The 16,052-nt window shown below is 60.7% G+C and carries 12 protein-coding genes and 1 pseudogene; 5 read left to right on the forward strand and 8 right to left on the reverse strand.

Annotated features, from left to right (window positions below; genetic code table 11):
* Positions 1-20: 20 nt before the first annotated feature.
* On the reverse strand, positions 21-1,019 hold the full coding sequence (gene hemB, locus AB1E33_RS00825) for a porphobilinogen synthase (RefSeq protein WP_372575948.1): 999 nt from the start codon (positions 1,017-1,019) through the stop codon (positions 21-23).
* Positions 1,020-1,145: 126 nt separating this feature from the next.
* Between hemB and AB1E33_RS00830 the strand changes: the two genes are divergently transcribed.
* Complete coding sequence (locus AB1E33_RS00830; RefSeq protein WP_372575359.1) at positions 1,146-1,667, forward strand: component of SufBCD complex; 522 nt, start codon at positions 1,146-1,148, stop codon at positions 1,665-1,667.
* Positions 1,668-1,688: 21 nt separating this feature from the next.
* Positions 1,689-5,147 carry a transcription-repair coupling factor gene (mfd, locus tag AB1E33_RS00835; protein ID WP_372575360.1) on the forward strand — a complete coding sequence of 1,153 codons (3,459 nt, stop codon included), beginning with the start codon at positions 1,689-1,691 and terminating at the stop codon, positions 5,145-5,147.
* Positions 5,148-5,159: 12 nt separating this feature from the next.
* Here the strand turns inward: mfd and AB1E33_RS00840 are convergent, their stop codons facing one another.
* The 4 genes from AB1E33_RS00840 to AB1E33_RS00855 all read right to left on the reverse strand — a co-directional run bounded on the left by AB1E33_RS00840 (position 5,160) and on the right by AB1E33_RS00855 (position 10,330).
* A complete protein-coding gene (locus AB1E33_RS00840) occupies positions 5,160-6,827 on the reverse strand; it encodes a tetratricopeptide repeat protein (RefSeq protein WP_372575361.1) in 1,668 nt (555 codons plus the stop codon).
* A 51-nt stretch (positions 6,828-6,878) separates the two neighbouring features.
* Positions 6,879-8,087 carry a multidrug effflux MFS transporter gene (locus AB1E33_RS00845; protein WP_372575362.1) on the reverse strand — a complete coding sequence of 403 codons (1,209 nt, stop codon included), beginning with the start codon at positions 8,085-8,087 and terminating at the stop codon, positions 6,879-6,881.
* A 75-nt stretch (positions 8,088-8,162) separates the two neighbouring features.
* Positions 8,163-8,825, reverse strand: coding sequence for a DsbA family oxidoreductase (locus AB1E33_RS00850; protein WP_372575363.1), 663 nt, complete (start codon positions 8,823-8,825; stop codon positions 8,163-8,165).
* Entirely contained in the window at positions 8,822-10,330 is a 1,509-nt protein-coding gene (locus AB1E33_RS00855) for a class I adenylate-forming enzyme family protein (RefSeq protein WP_372575364.1), read from the reverse strand. Before AB1E33_RS00855 ends, AB1E33_RS00850 begins: the two co-directional genes overlap by 4 nt.
* 64 nt (positions 10,331-10,394) lie before the next feature.
* Here AB1E33_RS00855 and AB1E33_RS00860 point away from each other — a divergent pair, with 64 nt between their 5' ends.
* Complete coding sequence (locus AB1E33_RS00860) at positions 10,395-11,018, forward strand: helix-turn-helix domain-containing protein (RefSeq protein ID WP_372575365.1); 624 nt, start codon at positions 10,395-10,397, stop codon at positions 11,016-11,018.
* A gap of 6 nt (positions 11,019-11,024) precedes the next feature.
* On the opposite strand, the pseudogene AB1E33_RS00865 reads toward AB1E33_RS00860, so the two are convergent.
* Positions 11,025-11,252 (reverse strand): annotated as a pseudogene (locus tag AB1E33_RS00865) (aquaporin family protein); the annotation flags it as partial.
* Positions 11,253-11,288: 36 nt separating this feature from the next.
* On the reverse strand, positions 11,289-13,106 hold the full coding sequence (locus tag AB1E33_RS00870; RefSeq protein WP_372575366.1) for an extracellular solute-binding protein: 1,818 nt from the start codon (positions 13,104-13,106) through the stop codon (positions 11,289-11,291).
* A gap of 399 nt (positions 13,107-13,505) precedes the next feature.
* Here AB1E33_RS00870 and AB1E33_RS00875 point away from each other — a divergent pair, with 399 nt between their 5' ends.
* The gene (locus tag AB1E33_RS00875) at positions 13,506-14,279 is read left to right on the forward strand and encodes a 3-hydroxybutyrate dehydrogenase (protein ID WP_372575367.1); all 774 of its coding nucleotides are present in this window, start codon (positions 13,506-13,508) and stop codon (positions 14,277-14,279) included.
* Positions 14,280-14,336: 57 nt separating this feature from the next.
* A complete protein-coding gene (locus AB1E33_RS00880; RefSeq protein WP_372575368.1) occupies positions 14,337-15,362 on the forward strand; it encodes a patatin-like phospholipase family protein in 1,026 nt (341 codons plus the stop codon).
* On the opposite strand, the gene AB1E33_RS00885 is transcribed toward AB1E33_RS00880, so the two are convergent.
* Entirely contained in the window at positions 15,363-16,043 is a 681-nt protein-coding gene (locus AB1E33_RS00885; RefSeq protein WP_372575369.1) for a DUF502 domain-containing protein, read from the reverse strand.
* Positions 16,044-16,052: the final 9 nt, after the last annotated feature.

The raw sequence follows: 16,052 nt of genomic DNA on the forward strand, positions 1-16,052 counted from the left end.
AAATCACATAAATTGAAGGGTTAGCCCTGCAGGATTCGTGCGACTTCCGGCGCGAAATAGGTCAGTATCCCGTCACATCCCGCCCGTTTGAACGACATCAGGCTTTCCAGCATGGTCTTTTCACCGTCCACCCAGCCATTCTGTGCCGCAGCCCTGATCATCGCGTATTCGCCGGACACCTGATAGGCATAGGTCGGCGCGCCGAACATGTCCTTGGCGCGGCGGCAGATATCCAGATAGGGCATGCCCGGCTTGACCATCACCATATCCGCGCCCTCGTTCAGATCGCGGGCGATCAGGCGCATGGCTTCGTCGGAATTGGCCGGGTCCATCTGATAGGTCTTCTTGTCGCCAGTCAGCGCGCCTGAAGCCCCCACCGCATCGCGGAAGGGGCCATAAAAGGCACTGGCATATTTGGCGGCATAGCTTAGAATCATCACGTTTCGGTGAGCGTTGGCCTCAAGCGCCTGACGGATTGCGCCGATGCGTCCATCCATCATGTCGGATGGTCCGATGATATCGGCGCCCGCCTCGGCTTGCGCCAGTGCCATTCTGGTCAGCGCCTCGACGGTTTCGTCATTCACGATCTCGCCATCGACCACATAGCCGTCATGACCGTTGATATTATAGGGGTCGAGCGCCACATCGGTCATCACCGCGATCTGCGGAGCCGTTGCCTTGACCGCGCGGATCGCCCTATTGCTGAGGTTGTCGGCGCTCCATGCCTCGGCGCAATCCTCGGTCTTCAGTGCCGGGTCGGTGTAGGGAAAGATGCAAATTGCCGGGATGCCAAGCGCCTGCGCCTCGGCCGCGGCCTGCGCGATCCGGTCGACGCTGCGCCGCATGACGCCGGGCATCGACGGCACCGGTTCTTCGATCCCCTCACCATCGCGCACGAAGACCGGCCAGATCATGTCATCCACTGTCAGGACATTCTCGCGGACCAGCCCGCGAATGGCCTGCGACTGCCGGGCGCGGCGGAACCGGGTGATCGGAAACGGGGCGGCGATGGGTTTCATGCGGCGATACTCCTTGCGCAACTTCGCTCTGGGTGGCATGGAATTGTCCCGGTCTCAAGGGTGGCAATCAATCGCCCGCCATGGCAAAGGCACCGGGACAAGAGCTAGAGGGCAGGGGTAAGACGGTTGGACTGGTACAACTCGATCTTCGAGATGATCGACATGCGGAGCTTCTCGAACCTCTGGTTCTGGATTGCACTTGCGGTCATGTGGTCTACGGCCAGCCACTGGGTGATGGGCATTCCCTTTGACATGGTGACCCGCGCACGCCGTCTGGGTGGACAGGCCGAGCGCGACCTGAACGACATCACACGGATCAATGTGAACCGGCTGCTCTATATCACCGACGTATCCGGGTTGTGGATATTGGGCATCGGGTGTTTTCTGCTGTCCGGGATGGCGATGCTTGGGTTCTATTATCGGGTCGAATTCGCGCAGGCCCTTTTCCTGCTGGGGTTTCCGATGTCGGTTGTCGGGCTGGTCAATCTGGCAACGGCGCGCAAAATCCACGCGCAGGGCGCACAAGGACGGGACATTGCCCGTCATCTCAACCGAAGCCGGATCATCATTCAGGTCATCGGCATGATCTCTATCTTTGTAACCGCGCTTTGGGGCATGGCTCAGAACGTCTCCATCGGTGTCTTCTAGTTTGGGGAAAGGACCTAAAGCATGCAGGCAGCGGATCACGTTCTGGTTGGCGGAGCCCCCGAAGGTTATGACGCGCAGCTGATCCTGCGCGAGATCGCGCGCGCGGATGCGCCGGTTTGCCATGTCGCCCGCGATGACAAGCGTATGGAGGCGATGCGCGCCGCGCTGAGTTTCCTCGCCCCTGACATGCCGGTCTTTGTCTTTCCCGGCTGGGATTGCCTGCCTTATGACCGGGTCTCGCCCAATGCAGAAGTCTCTGCCGCGCGGATGGCCACGCTGGCCGCCCTTGTACACCAGATGCCGCAGCGCTTTGTCCTGCTGACCACGCTGAACGCCGCCAGCCAGTGGGTTCCGGCACGCGCGCTGCTGCGCGAGGCGGCCTTTAGCGCGCAGGTCGACCGGCGTATCGACGAAGAGGCGTTGCGGACCTTCCTCGTACGCATGGGTTTCACCCAGAGTCCCACGGTGATGGAGCCCGGTGATTACGCCGTTCGTGGCGGCATCATCGACATCTACCCACCGGGGGAAAGCGGCCCGGTGCGGCTGGACCTGTTCGGTGACGTGCTGGATGGTGCGCGCCGCTTTGATCCCGTGTCGCAACGTACCACTGAAAAGCTCGAAATGGTGGAACTGGCCCCGGTCAGCGAAGTGATCCTGGACGAGGCCGCGATTACCCGCTTTCGGCAGAATTATCGGATCGAGTTCGGCGCGGCGGGCACCGATGACCCGCTCTATGAGGCGGTCAGCGCCGGGCGCAAGCATCAGGGAATGGAACACTGGCTGCCCTTCTTTCATGAAAAGCTGGAGACCTTGTTCGACTATCTGCCCGAGGCCACGATCACGCTGGATGATCAGGTCACGCCTGCACGGTTGGCGCGTTGGGACAGTATTCAGGACCAATACGAGACCCGCACCCACGCGCTGCAGAACCGCTCGCGTATGGACAGCGTCTACAAACCGACGCCTCCGGGACTGCTTTATCTCGATGACAGCTCCTGGACCGTTGCCGTTGCTCCGCGTCGCGTGCTGCAATTTAACCCGCTGCCGCAGGCCAGCGGACCGGGTGTAATCGATGCGGGAGGGCGTATCGGGCGCAACTTCGCGCCAGAACGACAACAGGAAAGTGTCAGTCTTTTTGGGGCATTGGCGGCACATATTCAGGCGAAACTGGAGGACAAACCCGTCCTGATTGCCTCTTACTCCAAAGGCTCGCGCGAGCGGCTGACCGGTCTGATCGAAGATGAAGGCCTGGCAGAGGCGGTTCCGGTCCCCAACGGCACCCGGATCGGCATGCGTGGATTGCATCTGGCCGTCTGGGCGCTGGAACACGGGTTCGAGACGCCCGAGATGGTGGTGATCTCGGAACAGGACGTGCTGGGTGACCGGCTGATCCGCGCACCCAAGAAACGCCGCAAGGCCGAGAACTTCCTGACCGAGACCCAATCGCTCAGCCCCGGCGATCTGGTGGTGCATGTGGATCACGGGATCGGCCGTTATCAGGGCATGGAGGTGGTGACAGCTGCCGGGGCCGCCCATGAATGTCTGCTGCTGGAATATGCCGAAGCGGCCAAGCTGTATCTTCCGGTCGAAAATATCGAATTGCTGTCGAAATACGGCCATGACGAAGGCCTGCTGGACAAGCTGGGCGGTGGTGCGTGGCAGGCCAAGAAAGCCAAGCTCAAGGAACGCATTCGCGAGATGGCCGACCGGCTGATCCGTATCGCCGCCGAACGCGCCCTGCGCAAGGCCCCGATGCTCGATCCGCCCGCCCATGCCTGGGAAGAGTTCTGCGCCCGCTTTCCCTATCAGGAAACCGACGACCAGTTGCGCGCCATTGGTGACGTGATGGAGGACCTGCATTCCGGCCAGCCGATGGACCGGCTGGTCTGCGGCGATGTGGGCTTTGGCAAGACCGAGGTTGCGATGCGCGCGGCTTTTGTTGCCGCCATGTCCGGCCTGCAAGTGGCGGTGATCGCTCCCACCACTTTGTTGGCGCGGCAACATGCGGCCGGTTTTTCCGAGCGGTTTCGCGGGTTTCCCTTGGAAGTCAGGCAGTTGTCGCGCTTTGTTTCTGCGGGCGATGCGCAAAAAACCCGCGAGGGAATGTCGCGCGGAACGATCGATATCGTGATCGGCACCCATGCGCTGCTGGCCAAGGGCATCCGGTTTCAGAACCTTGGCCTACTGATCATAGACGAAGAGCAGCATTTTGGCGTCGCCCACAAGGAACGGTTGAAGCAGTTGCGCAGTGACATCCATGTCCTGACGCTGACCGCGACTCCGATTCCACGCACACTGCAGCTCAGCCTGACCGGTGTGCGTGACCTGTCGATCATCGGCACACCGCCTATCGACCGGCTGGCAATCCGCACTTATGTCAGCGAGTTCGACGCCGTCACCATCCGAGAGGCCCTGCTGCGTGAGCACTATAGAGGCGGGCAGAGCTTCTACGTAGTGCCCCGCATTAGCGATCTGCCCGAGATCGAGGCGTTTCTGACCGAACAGCTGCCCGAGCTGACCTATATGGTCGCCCATGGCCAGATGGCTGCCGGAGAGCTCGATGACCGCATGAACGCCTTCTATGACGGAAAATACGACGTGCTGCTGGCTACGACCATCGTCGAATCCGGCCTCGATATCCCGACCGCCAATACGATGGTGATCCATCGCGCTGACATGTTCGGCTTGGCGCAGCTTTATCAGATCCGGGGGCGCGTGGGCCGCTCAAAAACCCGCGCTTATGCCTATTTGACCACCAAACCCCGCGCCAGGCTGACGGATACGGCCCAAAAACGCCTGCGCGTTCTGGGTTCGCTCGACACGCTGGGGGCCGGGTTCACACTGGCATCCCAGGACCTTGATATCAGGGGGGCGGGCAACTTGCTGGGCGAGGAGCAATCCGGCCAAATGCGTGACGTGGGCTATGAGCTTTATCAATCGATGCTTGAAGAGGCGATCGCCAAGATCAAGGCGGGCGAGATGGAAGGCCTCAGCGAAGCCGACGACCAATGGGCACCGCAGATCAATCTGGGCGTACCAGTGCTGATCCCCGAGAATTACGTGCCCGATCTGGACGTGCGACTTGGCCTCTATCGCCGCCTGTCTTCGCTTTCGAAGAAAGTGGAACTGGAAGGGTTTGCAGCTGAACTGATTGATCGGTTCGGCGCTTTGCCGAAAGAGGTCAACACGCTGCTACTGGTGGTGCGCATCAAGGCAATGTGCAAGCGCGCGGGGATCGCCAAGCTGGATGGCGGCCCGAAGGGGGCCACGATCCAATTCCACAACGACAAATTCGCCTCCCCTGAGGGTCTGGTGGATTTCATCCAGAACCAGAGGGGCCTCGCCAAGGTCAAGGACAACAAGATCGTCGTGCGTCGCGATTGGACAAAGGAAAGCGATAAGATCAAGGGCGCCTTTGCGATTGCCCGCGATCTGGCCGAAAAAGTGGTCGGGGCGCGGAAAAAAACCAAGACCGCCTGATTGGGATTGCGATCAGGCAGTCTCTGCGGTCATTGCTGCCTGAGCACAGAAACACGACGCCGCCACCGAGCGGTCGGCGCGGGCCAGAGCAAGATCAAGTCTCTGTTTTACTTGAATTATTTCAATGCTTTCCCCGCGTGCCTTCAGGCAATCATGCAGGCCCTTCAGGCTCCAAACATTGTCGGGATGCACAGTGGCGCGGCTAAGCTGCCCGCCGAGGCCAAGGTCTTCGCGATAGACCGTTTCGGCCTCATTCGTGTGGCCCTGTTCGAACAGCAGCGCCCCGAGCGCGTGGCGGGTGGGCTGCATCCAACCCCAGGGCTCGTCATAGGGCAACCCGTCGTCAAGGGCGACCGAGGCGCGTAGATGGGCAAAGGCGGTCTCGAAATTTTCCTTGCGGTACTCGATTTCCCCGCGCAGCATTTCTGATGCGATTTCAAGCAGGTGGACAACCTTGTTATTGTGTAGAAGCCTGGTGTGGGGCACCCGCGCGCGGGCAGCGTCGAACAGATGTTCCTCGGCCTCTGAGGCAGGTACGTCACCCGTGGCTGCATGGGCAATGGCGCGCGCGTAATGCACGGTTGCCGTGACGGTCCGGTAAAGATCCGGGTCCTCAGGCAGTTCCAGCGCCTTGGCGCGCTCCCATTGGCCAAAACGGATCAGGATATGCGGTTCCATCGCCATGTAGCTTTCGAAGAAATCCGCCATGGGCGGGCTTTCGATGCGCAGCATCTCTTCGGGCGTCGTCTCCCATATGCCGCGATTGGCCTCAAGCGCAGGCTGTATTTGCCCAAGGAAAAGAGCGCCGTAGAGGGCGAAGTGATAGTTGTGCTGGCGGTAGCCGGTATAGATGTTGAACGCACCTTCGCGTTCGTAATACTTCAGGTCGGCGACCACCGCCTGCCGGTTCCAGCGCACCACGTTCTGGTAGTGACCGCAGAGCACGTCGATATGGGTCGGCATATGCACCAGATGCCCGGCATCGGGCACCAGTGTGCGTAGAATATCCCCGGCTTTCAGGGCTTTTTCTGGCGTCGGCGACATCTCCATCAGGTGGATATAGAGATGCAGCAATCCGGGATGAGACATCGCCGACGGGTCGTCACGCATGGCGGTTTCGAGAGCCTCTTGCGCCTCAAGCGTTGCCGCGCCCTCAGCCGGGACACTGTTGCGCAGGTCCCACATCTTCCACGGGGTCATGTTGAGCAGGCTTTCAACATAGATCGTGCGCAGGTCCAACTGATCAGGGCAGGCAGCGAAGGCCGCGCGCATGGCATCGGCAAAATCGCGATCCCAGGCCTCCATCTGTTCGATCGGTGTACGCTGTGGATAGCGTGCAGGCAGGGCGTTGATCAGTTGTGTTTCCAGTTCGGTGCAGCCCTCTAGCCGCGCCAGTGCCTCTTGCGTGGCATCATAGGCCTTGGCCAGCGCCCGCTCGCGCCCACCTTGATCCAGCAGCGCCCAGGGCAGGTTGTAATTGGGACCGGCGGCATAGGCGACGCCCCAATGGGCCATGGCGCAATCCGCGTCATGCTCCAGCGCGCGCTCGAAACATGCAACCGCCTCGTCATGGTTATAACCATAGGTCCAGACCAGCCCCCGATCGAACCAAAGCTGCGCGTCCTTTGAGCGTGTGCTGATCCGGCAGCTATGCGTGCCGAGGTCGTAATCATATGACATGGTGGCCCCTCCTGCGGGGCAGGATAGGTCAGGCGCGCGATTTCGCAAAGCTCAGGCGACAACGCGTTGTTCCACCCGTGCCATTTGCAGCATGAGCACGAAAGCCAGCACTGACATGGTGAAGATGGCCGCAGTCAGCGGCAGCAATGTGCCATCGAAGAACAGCCCGATCGGGGCTGCGATCAGCGCCGCAAGCACGGTCGAGATCGCCCCGATGACCGAGGCGGCCATGCCCGCGATATGGCCCATCGGCTCCATCGCGATGGCGTTGAGATTGCCCAGGGTAATACCGACCATGCCAAAGACGCTGGCCTGCCAGAAGACGAAGATCGCAAAGCTGGTCATGTCGGACAGTGCCATGCTGCTCAGCAGTAGAACGCCGCCCGACAGCACGATCTGCGACCCCAGTGCCCAGGTCACCAGACGGCGCATGCCCAGCCGCACGACCACCGCCGCGTTCAACAGGCTGGCCGTGCCCGAGACCAGTGCCACCGCGCCGAACCAGAAAGGGAATGTTTCTTCGCGGTCGAAGATCACGTCATAGACCGGTTGCACCATGGTGAGCATGGTGAACAGGATGCCCAGGCACAGCGTCTGCGCCGCGATCGACAGGCGGACGGTGGGATTGCGGAACATTTCTTGCACCGCGCCCCAGAGCAGCGGTGCGCGGAACGGACGGCGGTTTTCGCGCGGCAAAGGCTCGTCCAGCCGCAGGCCCATCCAGGTCACCATGATGCAGGCAAACACCACAAAGGCGGCAAAGACACCGCGCCAGCCGGTGAGGGCGATGATACCGGCACCCAATGCCGGTGCGACCGCGGGAAAGAGCGTGAAGATCATCATCGCGATCGACATGATCCGCGCCATCTGGCGGCCGGAATAGAGGTCGCGCACCACCGCCACCGCCACGATTCGCGGGGCGGCGGCACCGATGCCCTGTAGCACACGGGCGGCCAGGATGGTCTCGAGCGAGGTGCTCGCCCAAGCCAGAGCCGCCGCCAGAACGTAGAGCGCGACACCGGCATAGATCACCGGTTTGCGCCCGAACGCATCCGAGAGCGGACCGGTGAAAAACGTGCCGATCCCCATACCCGCCACAAACGAGGTCAGGATCAGTTGCGCTCGGTTTTCCTCATCGGGGCTGAGCTCGCGGGCGATCTCGGGCAGGGCGGGCAGCATCGCGTCGATGGAAAAGGCGATGGTAGCGAACATCACGCCAACCAGCGCGATGAATTCACCTGTCGAGATCCGGCTGCTCATCAAAATGCTCCTTCTCCGCACGCGCTATCACGCGGATGGGATCAGGGCCATAGACGTAATCGCACAGCTGTTGTGCTACCGCGCAGCCTCCGTTTCAAGCTGAGACTTGATCTCGTGAATGACTTTTCCCCACAGCTCGGGAGGTTGCGCGCCGGGCACCGCGTGCTGGCTGGCGACGATGAAGGTCGGCACCGAGGTCACGCCCATCTTGCGCGAATGGCCATCGCGCGCAGCGATATCCTCGCGGTCGGCATCAGATTGCAGCAGTTTCAGCACCACCGAGGCATCCATACCAATCCCGTCCGCGATATCGCCCAGAACCTCATGGTCTCCGATATCGCGCCCGTCGACGAAATAGACCTTGAACAGCGCATCGACGGCTTGGGTCTGCTTGCCCTCGATCCCCGCCCAGTGGATCAACCGATGCGCGTCCATCGTGTTGGGGGTACGGGTCATGGCGTCGAAATTGATGGTGAGGCCAGCTTGTTCGGCATGGTCGACCACCGGCGCATAGGCTTTGATCGCGCCCTCCTTGCCGCCGAACTTGCCTTCCAGATAGGCGCGGCGGTCCATGCCCTCGGCAGGCATATCGGGGTTGAGCTGGAACGGGTGCCATTCGATGACAAAGGGATGGTCGGGCACCGCCGCCAGCGCCTTGTCCAGATGGGTCTTGCCGATATAGCACCAGGGGCAGATCGGGTCGGACATGATATCGAGCTTGACGGTAGTCTGGGTCATGGGGTCGGTACCTTGAAAAGCGCCGGCAGCGCACGGCGGAGAAGCTTGCCATTGCCGCCCATCGGCAGCTCGGGCAGGTGTACATAGGCGCGCGGTTGCTTGTACCGGGCGAGACGGTTCTGCACATAGGTCTGCAGGGCAGTTTCGTCCAGCTTTTCGGGGCCGGTATAGAAGGCGGCGATGATGAAGGTGTCGGCTTTGACCTGCACGGCGGCAGCGCCGGACTGGGTGATGCCGGGATGGCGGTTCAGCACCGCTTCGACCTCGACCGGAGAGACCCGGTAGCCACCCGCGTTCATCATGTCGTCATTGCGGCCCAGATACGCGATGCTGCCATCTTCATGCATTACACCCTGATCACCGGTCAGGAACCAGTCGCCCTGGAATCGGGCCTTGGCCTGTTCCGGTGCGTTCAAATAGCCTAGCATCAGGCCGGGGTCAGAGCGATGGATGGCGATTGTGCCTTCTTCACCCATCGCGACGGGACCCTTCGCACCCAGCATCGCGATCCGGCGGCCGTTTTGGGGGCGGCCCAGCACATCACCCGACGCCGGGTGACCCGGGCAGGAAGAGATGAAGGTGGAACATTCGGACATGCCATAGGCCTCATAGAGTTCGGTTCCGGTTGTTGCATTCCACTTCTCGTGCAAAGCGGGCGACAGCTTTTCCCCGGCGCAGAGCCCGTGGCGCAGATCAGGCAGGTCAGGCAGCGCGACCTGCTGCAACATCTTGCGGTAAACGCCTGGTGCTGCGGCAAAAATCGTCGCCTTGTGGTCACGCAGCAAAGCGGGCAGATGTTGGGGTGCGGTTCCGGCGGCAGGGATGAGCGCGGTACCGCCGATGGCCCAGGGATCCATCAGCCCGGTGCCCAGCGTATAGGTCCAGTTGAACGCGCCTGCGTGGCACAGGCGGTCCTCTTGCGTCAGCCCGTACCAGCCCTCGACCATCATCTGCCGGGCCCAGATCGCGCGATGGGCATGGGCTACCGCATAAGGTTTGCCGGATGTACCCGAGGTATAGACCACATAACCCATCCGATTTGGATCGCCCATCTCATAGGTGGCGGCCGACAGGGCACGCATGGCCTGCAGATCGTTCAGCGGAATGGTCCGGTCATGCGGCGCGCAGGCGACGCCCGGATCACGCAGCACTGCTGACGGGGACAGGTCCACGATGATTTTGGCGGTTTCGGCTTCGGTCAGTTGCGACGAGGTTGGTACCGGCACGATCCCGGCGGCGATGGCGCCCAGATAGGCGATGGGGAAATCGACCGTATTACCCAACCGCATCAGAACGATCTCTCCGGGTCGGATGCCACGATCCAGCAGGCCGGTGGCAGTGCCGCGAATGGCACCCTCAAGCTGGCCATAGGTCCAGTCCTGAATACCCAGCACGGACAGCGCCACCTTGTCGGGCAATGCCTGCGCGTGACGCATCACAAAAGCGGCAAGGTTGAACGGGGTCGGGCAGGGCGGCGGCGGCCCTTGATCGAAAATCGCTAGCATGATGTTTGGCTATCTTGCGTGAGCGCGCGTTGCAAGCGGTGCGCGCCGCTCCTATACAGGCGCAATGAAACCGCAGGACCCAAAATCACTGATCCGAATCGCACGCGAAAGCGGGGCCGAGGAAAGTTCGGAACCGCTGGACCTGGGCGCGCGGGTGCGCGAGCTGCGCAAGGCGCAGGACTGGACGTTGGAACAGGCAGCCAAGCAGGCCGGGCTGGCGCGCTCGACCCTCAGCAAGATCGAGAACGGGCAGATGTCACCCACATATGACGCGCTCAAAAAGCTGGCGGTGGGTCTGCGCATTTCGGTGCCGCAGCTCTTCACTCAGCCGGAAAAGGGTCAGGCCAACGGGCGAATGTCGGTGACCAAATCCGGCGAAGGGTCGGAACACGCCACCGCGACCTATGAGCATGAATTGCTGGCCGGTGCCCTGACAAAAAAGCAGATGCTGCCCTACCGCGCGCGGGTCCGGGCCAGGTCGATGGAAGAATTCGACGGCTGGGTGCGCCATGACGGCGAAGAATTACTCTATGTGCTGACCGGGGTGGTCCGGCTTTATACCGAATTCTACGAGCCGGTTGAAATGCGCCGGGGCGACAGCGCCTATTATGATGCCACGATGGGGCATAACGTTGTCTCGGTCAGTGAAGAGGATGCGACGATCCTTTGGGTGACATCGCTGGCCTGAGGCGGGTCAGCTTTTGGCGTCGCCGGTATCATCGCTGGCAAACAGCCAGTTCAACACCACATTTCCGATGAAAACGGCAATGATCTGCATCACGATGAACATCGGAATATGGCCGGGTGAGATGCTCGCGAACGTGTCGGTGAAACCGCGCGCGATGGTCACAGCCGGGTTGGCGAAGCTGGTGGACGATGTGAACCAGTAGGCCCCAATGATATAGAGCCCCACCAGTGGCGGTCACGTCATGATTCCGATGGAATCGATCTGAGGCCGTCAGTTGGCCTCATACCACCAGACATCGGGCATGTATTGCGGCCCGTCACCATAGATCGGCAGTGCCTCGGGGAATTTCATCTCTTTGATATGAGCAATGCGCCCGACATCGAAATTCCAGAACGGAATCACATAGCGCCCGCTGGTCAGGATACGGTCCAATGCACGGGTTGCGGCGATGAAATCCTCGCGTGACGTTGATGTCAGCATATGCTCGATCATCGCATCGACAGCGGGCGAGGCTACACCCATCAGGTTGCGCGTCCCCGGCGTGTCGGCGTTTTCGCTGCCCCAATAGAGCTTTTGTTCGTTCCCCGGCGACAGCGACAAGGCGCGGCGGTAATAGGTCACGTCGAAATCAAGTTCGTTGGTGCGCGAGGTGAATTGCGCATCGTCCACCTTTTCGGCGGCGATCTCGATGCCCAACCGTTCCAGCGCGCGGGCAAAGATCTCGATCGCGGTCTCGCTTTCCTTGTCAGCCTGGCTGATCAGGATGTTGAATCGCATAGGCGTGCCGTTCTGGTCCTGCAACACACCATCTGCCACGGTCCACCCAGCCTCTTCCAGCAACGCGGTGGCCGCCCGGATGTTGCGGCGATTGCGCTCGCTGCCATCGCTTTGCGGCAGCTCGTAGCCCTCCAGCGCGCCCGGCAGCAACTCATCGGCAAAAGGGTCCAGCAGCGCGCGCACAGGGCCTTCGGCCGGGCCCGGCTGCAGCGCAAGCTCGGAGCCCGAGAAATACGAGGTGATACGCGGTTGCGCGCCCCCGGTGATGGTGTCGTTGATGAATTCGAAGTTGAACGCATGCAGCAGCGCCTCGCGCACACGCCAGTCATCGAAGGGCGGTTTGCGGGTGTTCATCACAAAACCGGTGATGCCCGAAGGTTTCAGATGCGGGATTTCGGTTTTGACCACATCGCCGCGCTGCGCGGCAGGGAAGTTGTATTGCGTGGCCCATCTATCGGCATTGAACTCGCGCACTGCTGACAATTGGCCAGCCTTGAACGCCTCGAACAGCACGGTCTGGTCACCGAAGAATTCCAGCCGCATCTCGTCATAATTCATCGTGCCGCGCCGAAATGGAATATCGGCACCCCAATAATCCGGGTTGCGTTTAAAATTGACGTAACGGCCCGCTTCATAGCTGTCGATCACATAAGCGCCTGAGCCGATGGGAGTATCCTGTAACTGCGCTGCGGCGAAATCCTTTCCTTCCCATTGCGCTTTCTGCAGGATCGGGCGCATCCCGGCGATCAGGGCCAGTTCGCGGTCCTCGGTGTTGAAGGTGATCCGCACCTTGCGCGGTCCGGTTTCCTCGATGCTGGTGATCTTGCCCCAGAGCCCGCGATACCGCAGATGCCCCTCGGTGCCGAGCGTCTGGTAGGACCAGATCACATCCTCGACCGTGACCGGGCTGCCATCAGAGAATCGGGCCTCTTCCCGCAGGGTGAATTCGACCCAGGATCGCTCCGAATCGGTCTCGACCGATTCGGCCAGAACCCCGTAAAGCGTGAACGGTTCGTCCCAGGATCGGCCCATCAGACTCTCATGCGTCCAGAAGCGCAATTGCCATGGAACGGTGCCTTTTTGCACAAACGGATTGAGACTGTCGAAGCCGCCAGTATTGCCAAAGACCACCCGCCCACCCTTGGGGGCGTCGGGGTTGGCATAGGGGAGCGACACAAAATCCGGTGGCAGCTCTGGGGCGCCATACATAGCTATGCCATGTGCCGATTCTGCATCCACAAGTTGTGCAGCAAAAATGAGGCCGATTCCGGCACTTAGCGCACGCATCCGGGGGGCGTAATCCTGTAGCATTTTAGCAACAATCCTGCTCTGGCCTTATTTTGTTATGCTTTGAGCGTAGCGGTGGATTCACGTCTTTTCAAACTTTTAGCTTGGATGCCGCAGCGGAATTGCTTATAAAGGTGTCACTGCTCGATAGGTTTCTTGCCTGTATGAAACCTGCCTCAATAACTTAACGCCCGCTTCGTGCGGGCGTTTTTTTTGGCGGTTATGGGATCGGGGCGGAACTGGCTTGTTCACTGTTATAGCCCGGTTTTGACGCTTGATTTTGCGGCATATTGTCAGGCTGCACAGGAACCTGCCTACGTTTTTGAAGCCGGGCCTCATTTCACCGCAACTTCCCCGTTTTCTTTGCAACTGCAGCATGGCAGGCTGCGCCGCAAACAGATCGCATGTACAAGAGGATGAGCCATGACCTTATCGGGAAAGACCGCCGTAATCACCGGATCGAATTCCGGTATCGGATTGGGGATCGCATGGGAGCTGGCACGCGCGGGTGCGGATGTAGTTCTGAACTCGTTCACCGACCGTGACGAAGATCATGCGCTGGCGCAGCAGATCACGGATGAGACCGGCACCAAGGCGCGCTATATCAAGGCCGACATGTCGAAGGGTGACGAGTGCCGTGACTTGATCGGGCAGGCGGGGTCCTGCGACATATTGGTGAACAATGCGGGCATTCAGCATGTCGCCCCGATCGACCAGTTCCCGGTCGAGAAATGGGATGCAATCATCGCCATCAACATGAGTTCGGCCTTTCACACGACCGCCGCCGCTCTGCCGATGATGCGCGAGGCAGGCTGGGGCAGGGTTGTCAATATCGCCTCGGCCCACGGGCTGACCGCCTCGCCCTTCAAGTCGGCCTATATCGCCGCCAAGCATGGTATCGTGGGCATGACCAAGACCGTCGCGCTGGAGACCGCGCAGGAGCCGATCACGGCGAACGCGATCTGTCCAGGCTATGTACTGACCCCGCTGGTCGAGGCGCAGATCCCCGACACCATGGAGAAATACAACATGGGCCGGGACGAGGTGATCAAGAAGGTAATGCTGGAGCGTCAGCCGTCGAAAGAGTTTGCGACGGTCGAACAACTGGGCGGCACCACCGTGTTCCTGTGTTCAAATGCCGCCGCGCAGATCACCGGCACCACGATTTCGGTGGATGGCGGCTGGACCGCATTGTGAGCCAGTTTGAGGGGGCCAGCCCCGGAATATTCCTGGCCATATGAAGGAGCGGATCAGGTGAAGCGGATCAATCTTGCGCTACAGGGCGGTGGCGCGCATGGGGCGTTCACCTGGGGGGTGCTGGACCGCATTCTGGACGAGCCGGATGTCGAGGTTGCGGCGATCACCGGAACCTCGGCGGGGGCGCTTAACGGCGCGGCGTTCAAGTCCGGCATGGTCGCGGATGGGCGCGACGGTGCGCGGCGCAATCTGGATGAACTCTGGCGTCGGATGGGGGCGGTGGATGATCTACGGCTCTCGGGCTGGATGTCGGCGCTTGATCCCGGCCATCTGGCGCGGACGATCGAATATTCGCTGCCATTCTCAGTCGCGGACACCTGGTCCCGGATGGTGTCGCCCTATGCCTATGGTCCGTTTTATTCCAACCCCTTGCGCGGGGTTGTTGATGGGTTCGACTACACGACTGTCTGCGCGGATGAAGGGCCGGATCTGTTCATCTGCGCCACCTGCGTGCGAAGTGGCAAGATTCGTGTGTTCAAGGGCGAAGAGATTAGCACCGACGCGATTCTTGCCTCGGCCTGTCTGCCCAGCATGTTTCAGGCGGTGAAGATCCACGACCCGAAAACCGGCCGCGACGAGGCCTACTGGGATGGCGGCTATACCGGAAATCCGGCGCTGTTTCCGTTGTTCCATGAGGAACTGCCCAGCGATGTGGTGATCGTCAATATCAACCCGCTGGAGCGCGACGAACTGCCGGTCACACCACAGCAGATCCAGAACAGGATCAACGAGATCAGCTTCAATTCGTCGCTTTTCCGCGAGTTGCGGGCGATCAATTTTGTCCAGCGCCTGCTAGCAGACGGAACACTGACGGCGGGGAGCATGAAGCGAGTTCTAGTGCATATGATCGCTGATGACGAGTTGATGAACGAGCTGTCGGTGGCGACAAAGATGGTTCCCGCACCGCCAATTCTGCACCGATTGAAAACAGCCGGGCAAGAGGCGGCAGATCAGTTTCTGTCCAAACACAAATCCGATCTGGGCACGCAAAGCACCGTTAATCTGGCTGAGATGTTTAGCTGATTATTCCTCGGGCGGCTGGCTGGGGTCCTTGCCGTTGGGATAGACGAGGCCGGCCGAGATCACCAGCTTGGCGGCTTCCTCGACGCTCATGTCCAGAATGATCACGTCTTCGGCGGGAAAATAGAGCAGGAAACCCGAGGTGGGGTTGGGCGTCGTGGGGACAAAGACGCCCAGCAACTGGCCGCCGGTTTCGGCGCGCTGTGCCACTTCACCCTTGGCCGGGATCGAGACAAAGCCGATGGCCCAGATCCCCCGGCGCGGATACTGGATCAGGCAGGCTTTTTCGAAGCTGCGCTCAGTCTGGGCGAACACCGTTTCCGAGATTTGCTTGATGCCGGAATAGACCGACCGCACCACCGGCATCCGGTCCACCATGCTTTCGGCGATCTGAATGAGCGAGCGGCCGATGAGGCCTTTGGCGATCCAGCCCACAAAAATCGTGAAAATCAGGAAGATGATGACACCGACACCGCGCAGGTTGATGCCGATATATTGTTCGGGGCTGATCGTGCTGGGCACCAAGGGCAGAACCACGCCGTCGATCCAGCCGACCACACTCCAGATCAGCCAGAGGGTCAGCCCGACCGGCGCGATCACCACGATGCCGGTCAGAAACGACGCGCGCAGCCCGGCCAGCAGACCGGGGCGTCGGTGGGGTTCTTCGTCAAATGGTGTATTCATCTTCGTTCC

This window comes from Ruegeria hyattellae, from assembly GCF_041537925.1.
Classification (GTDB): Bacteria; Pseudomonadota; Alphaproteobacteria; order Rhodobacterales; family Rhodobacteraceae; genus Ruegeria_C.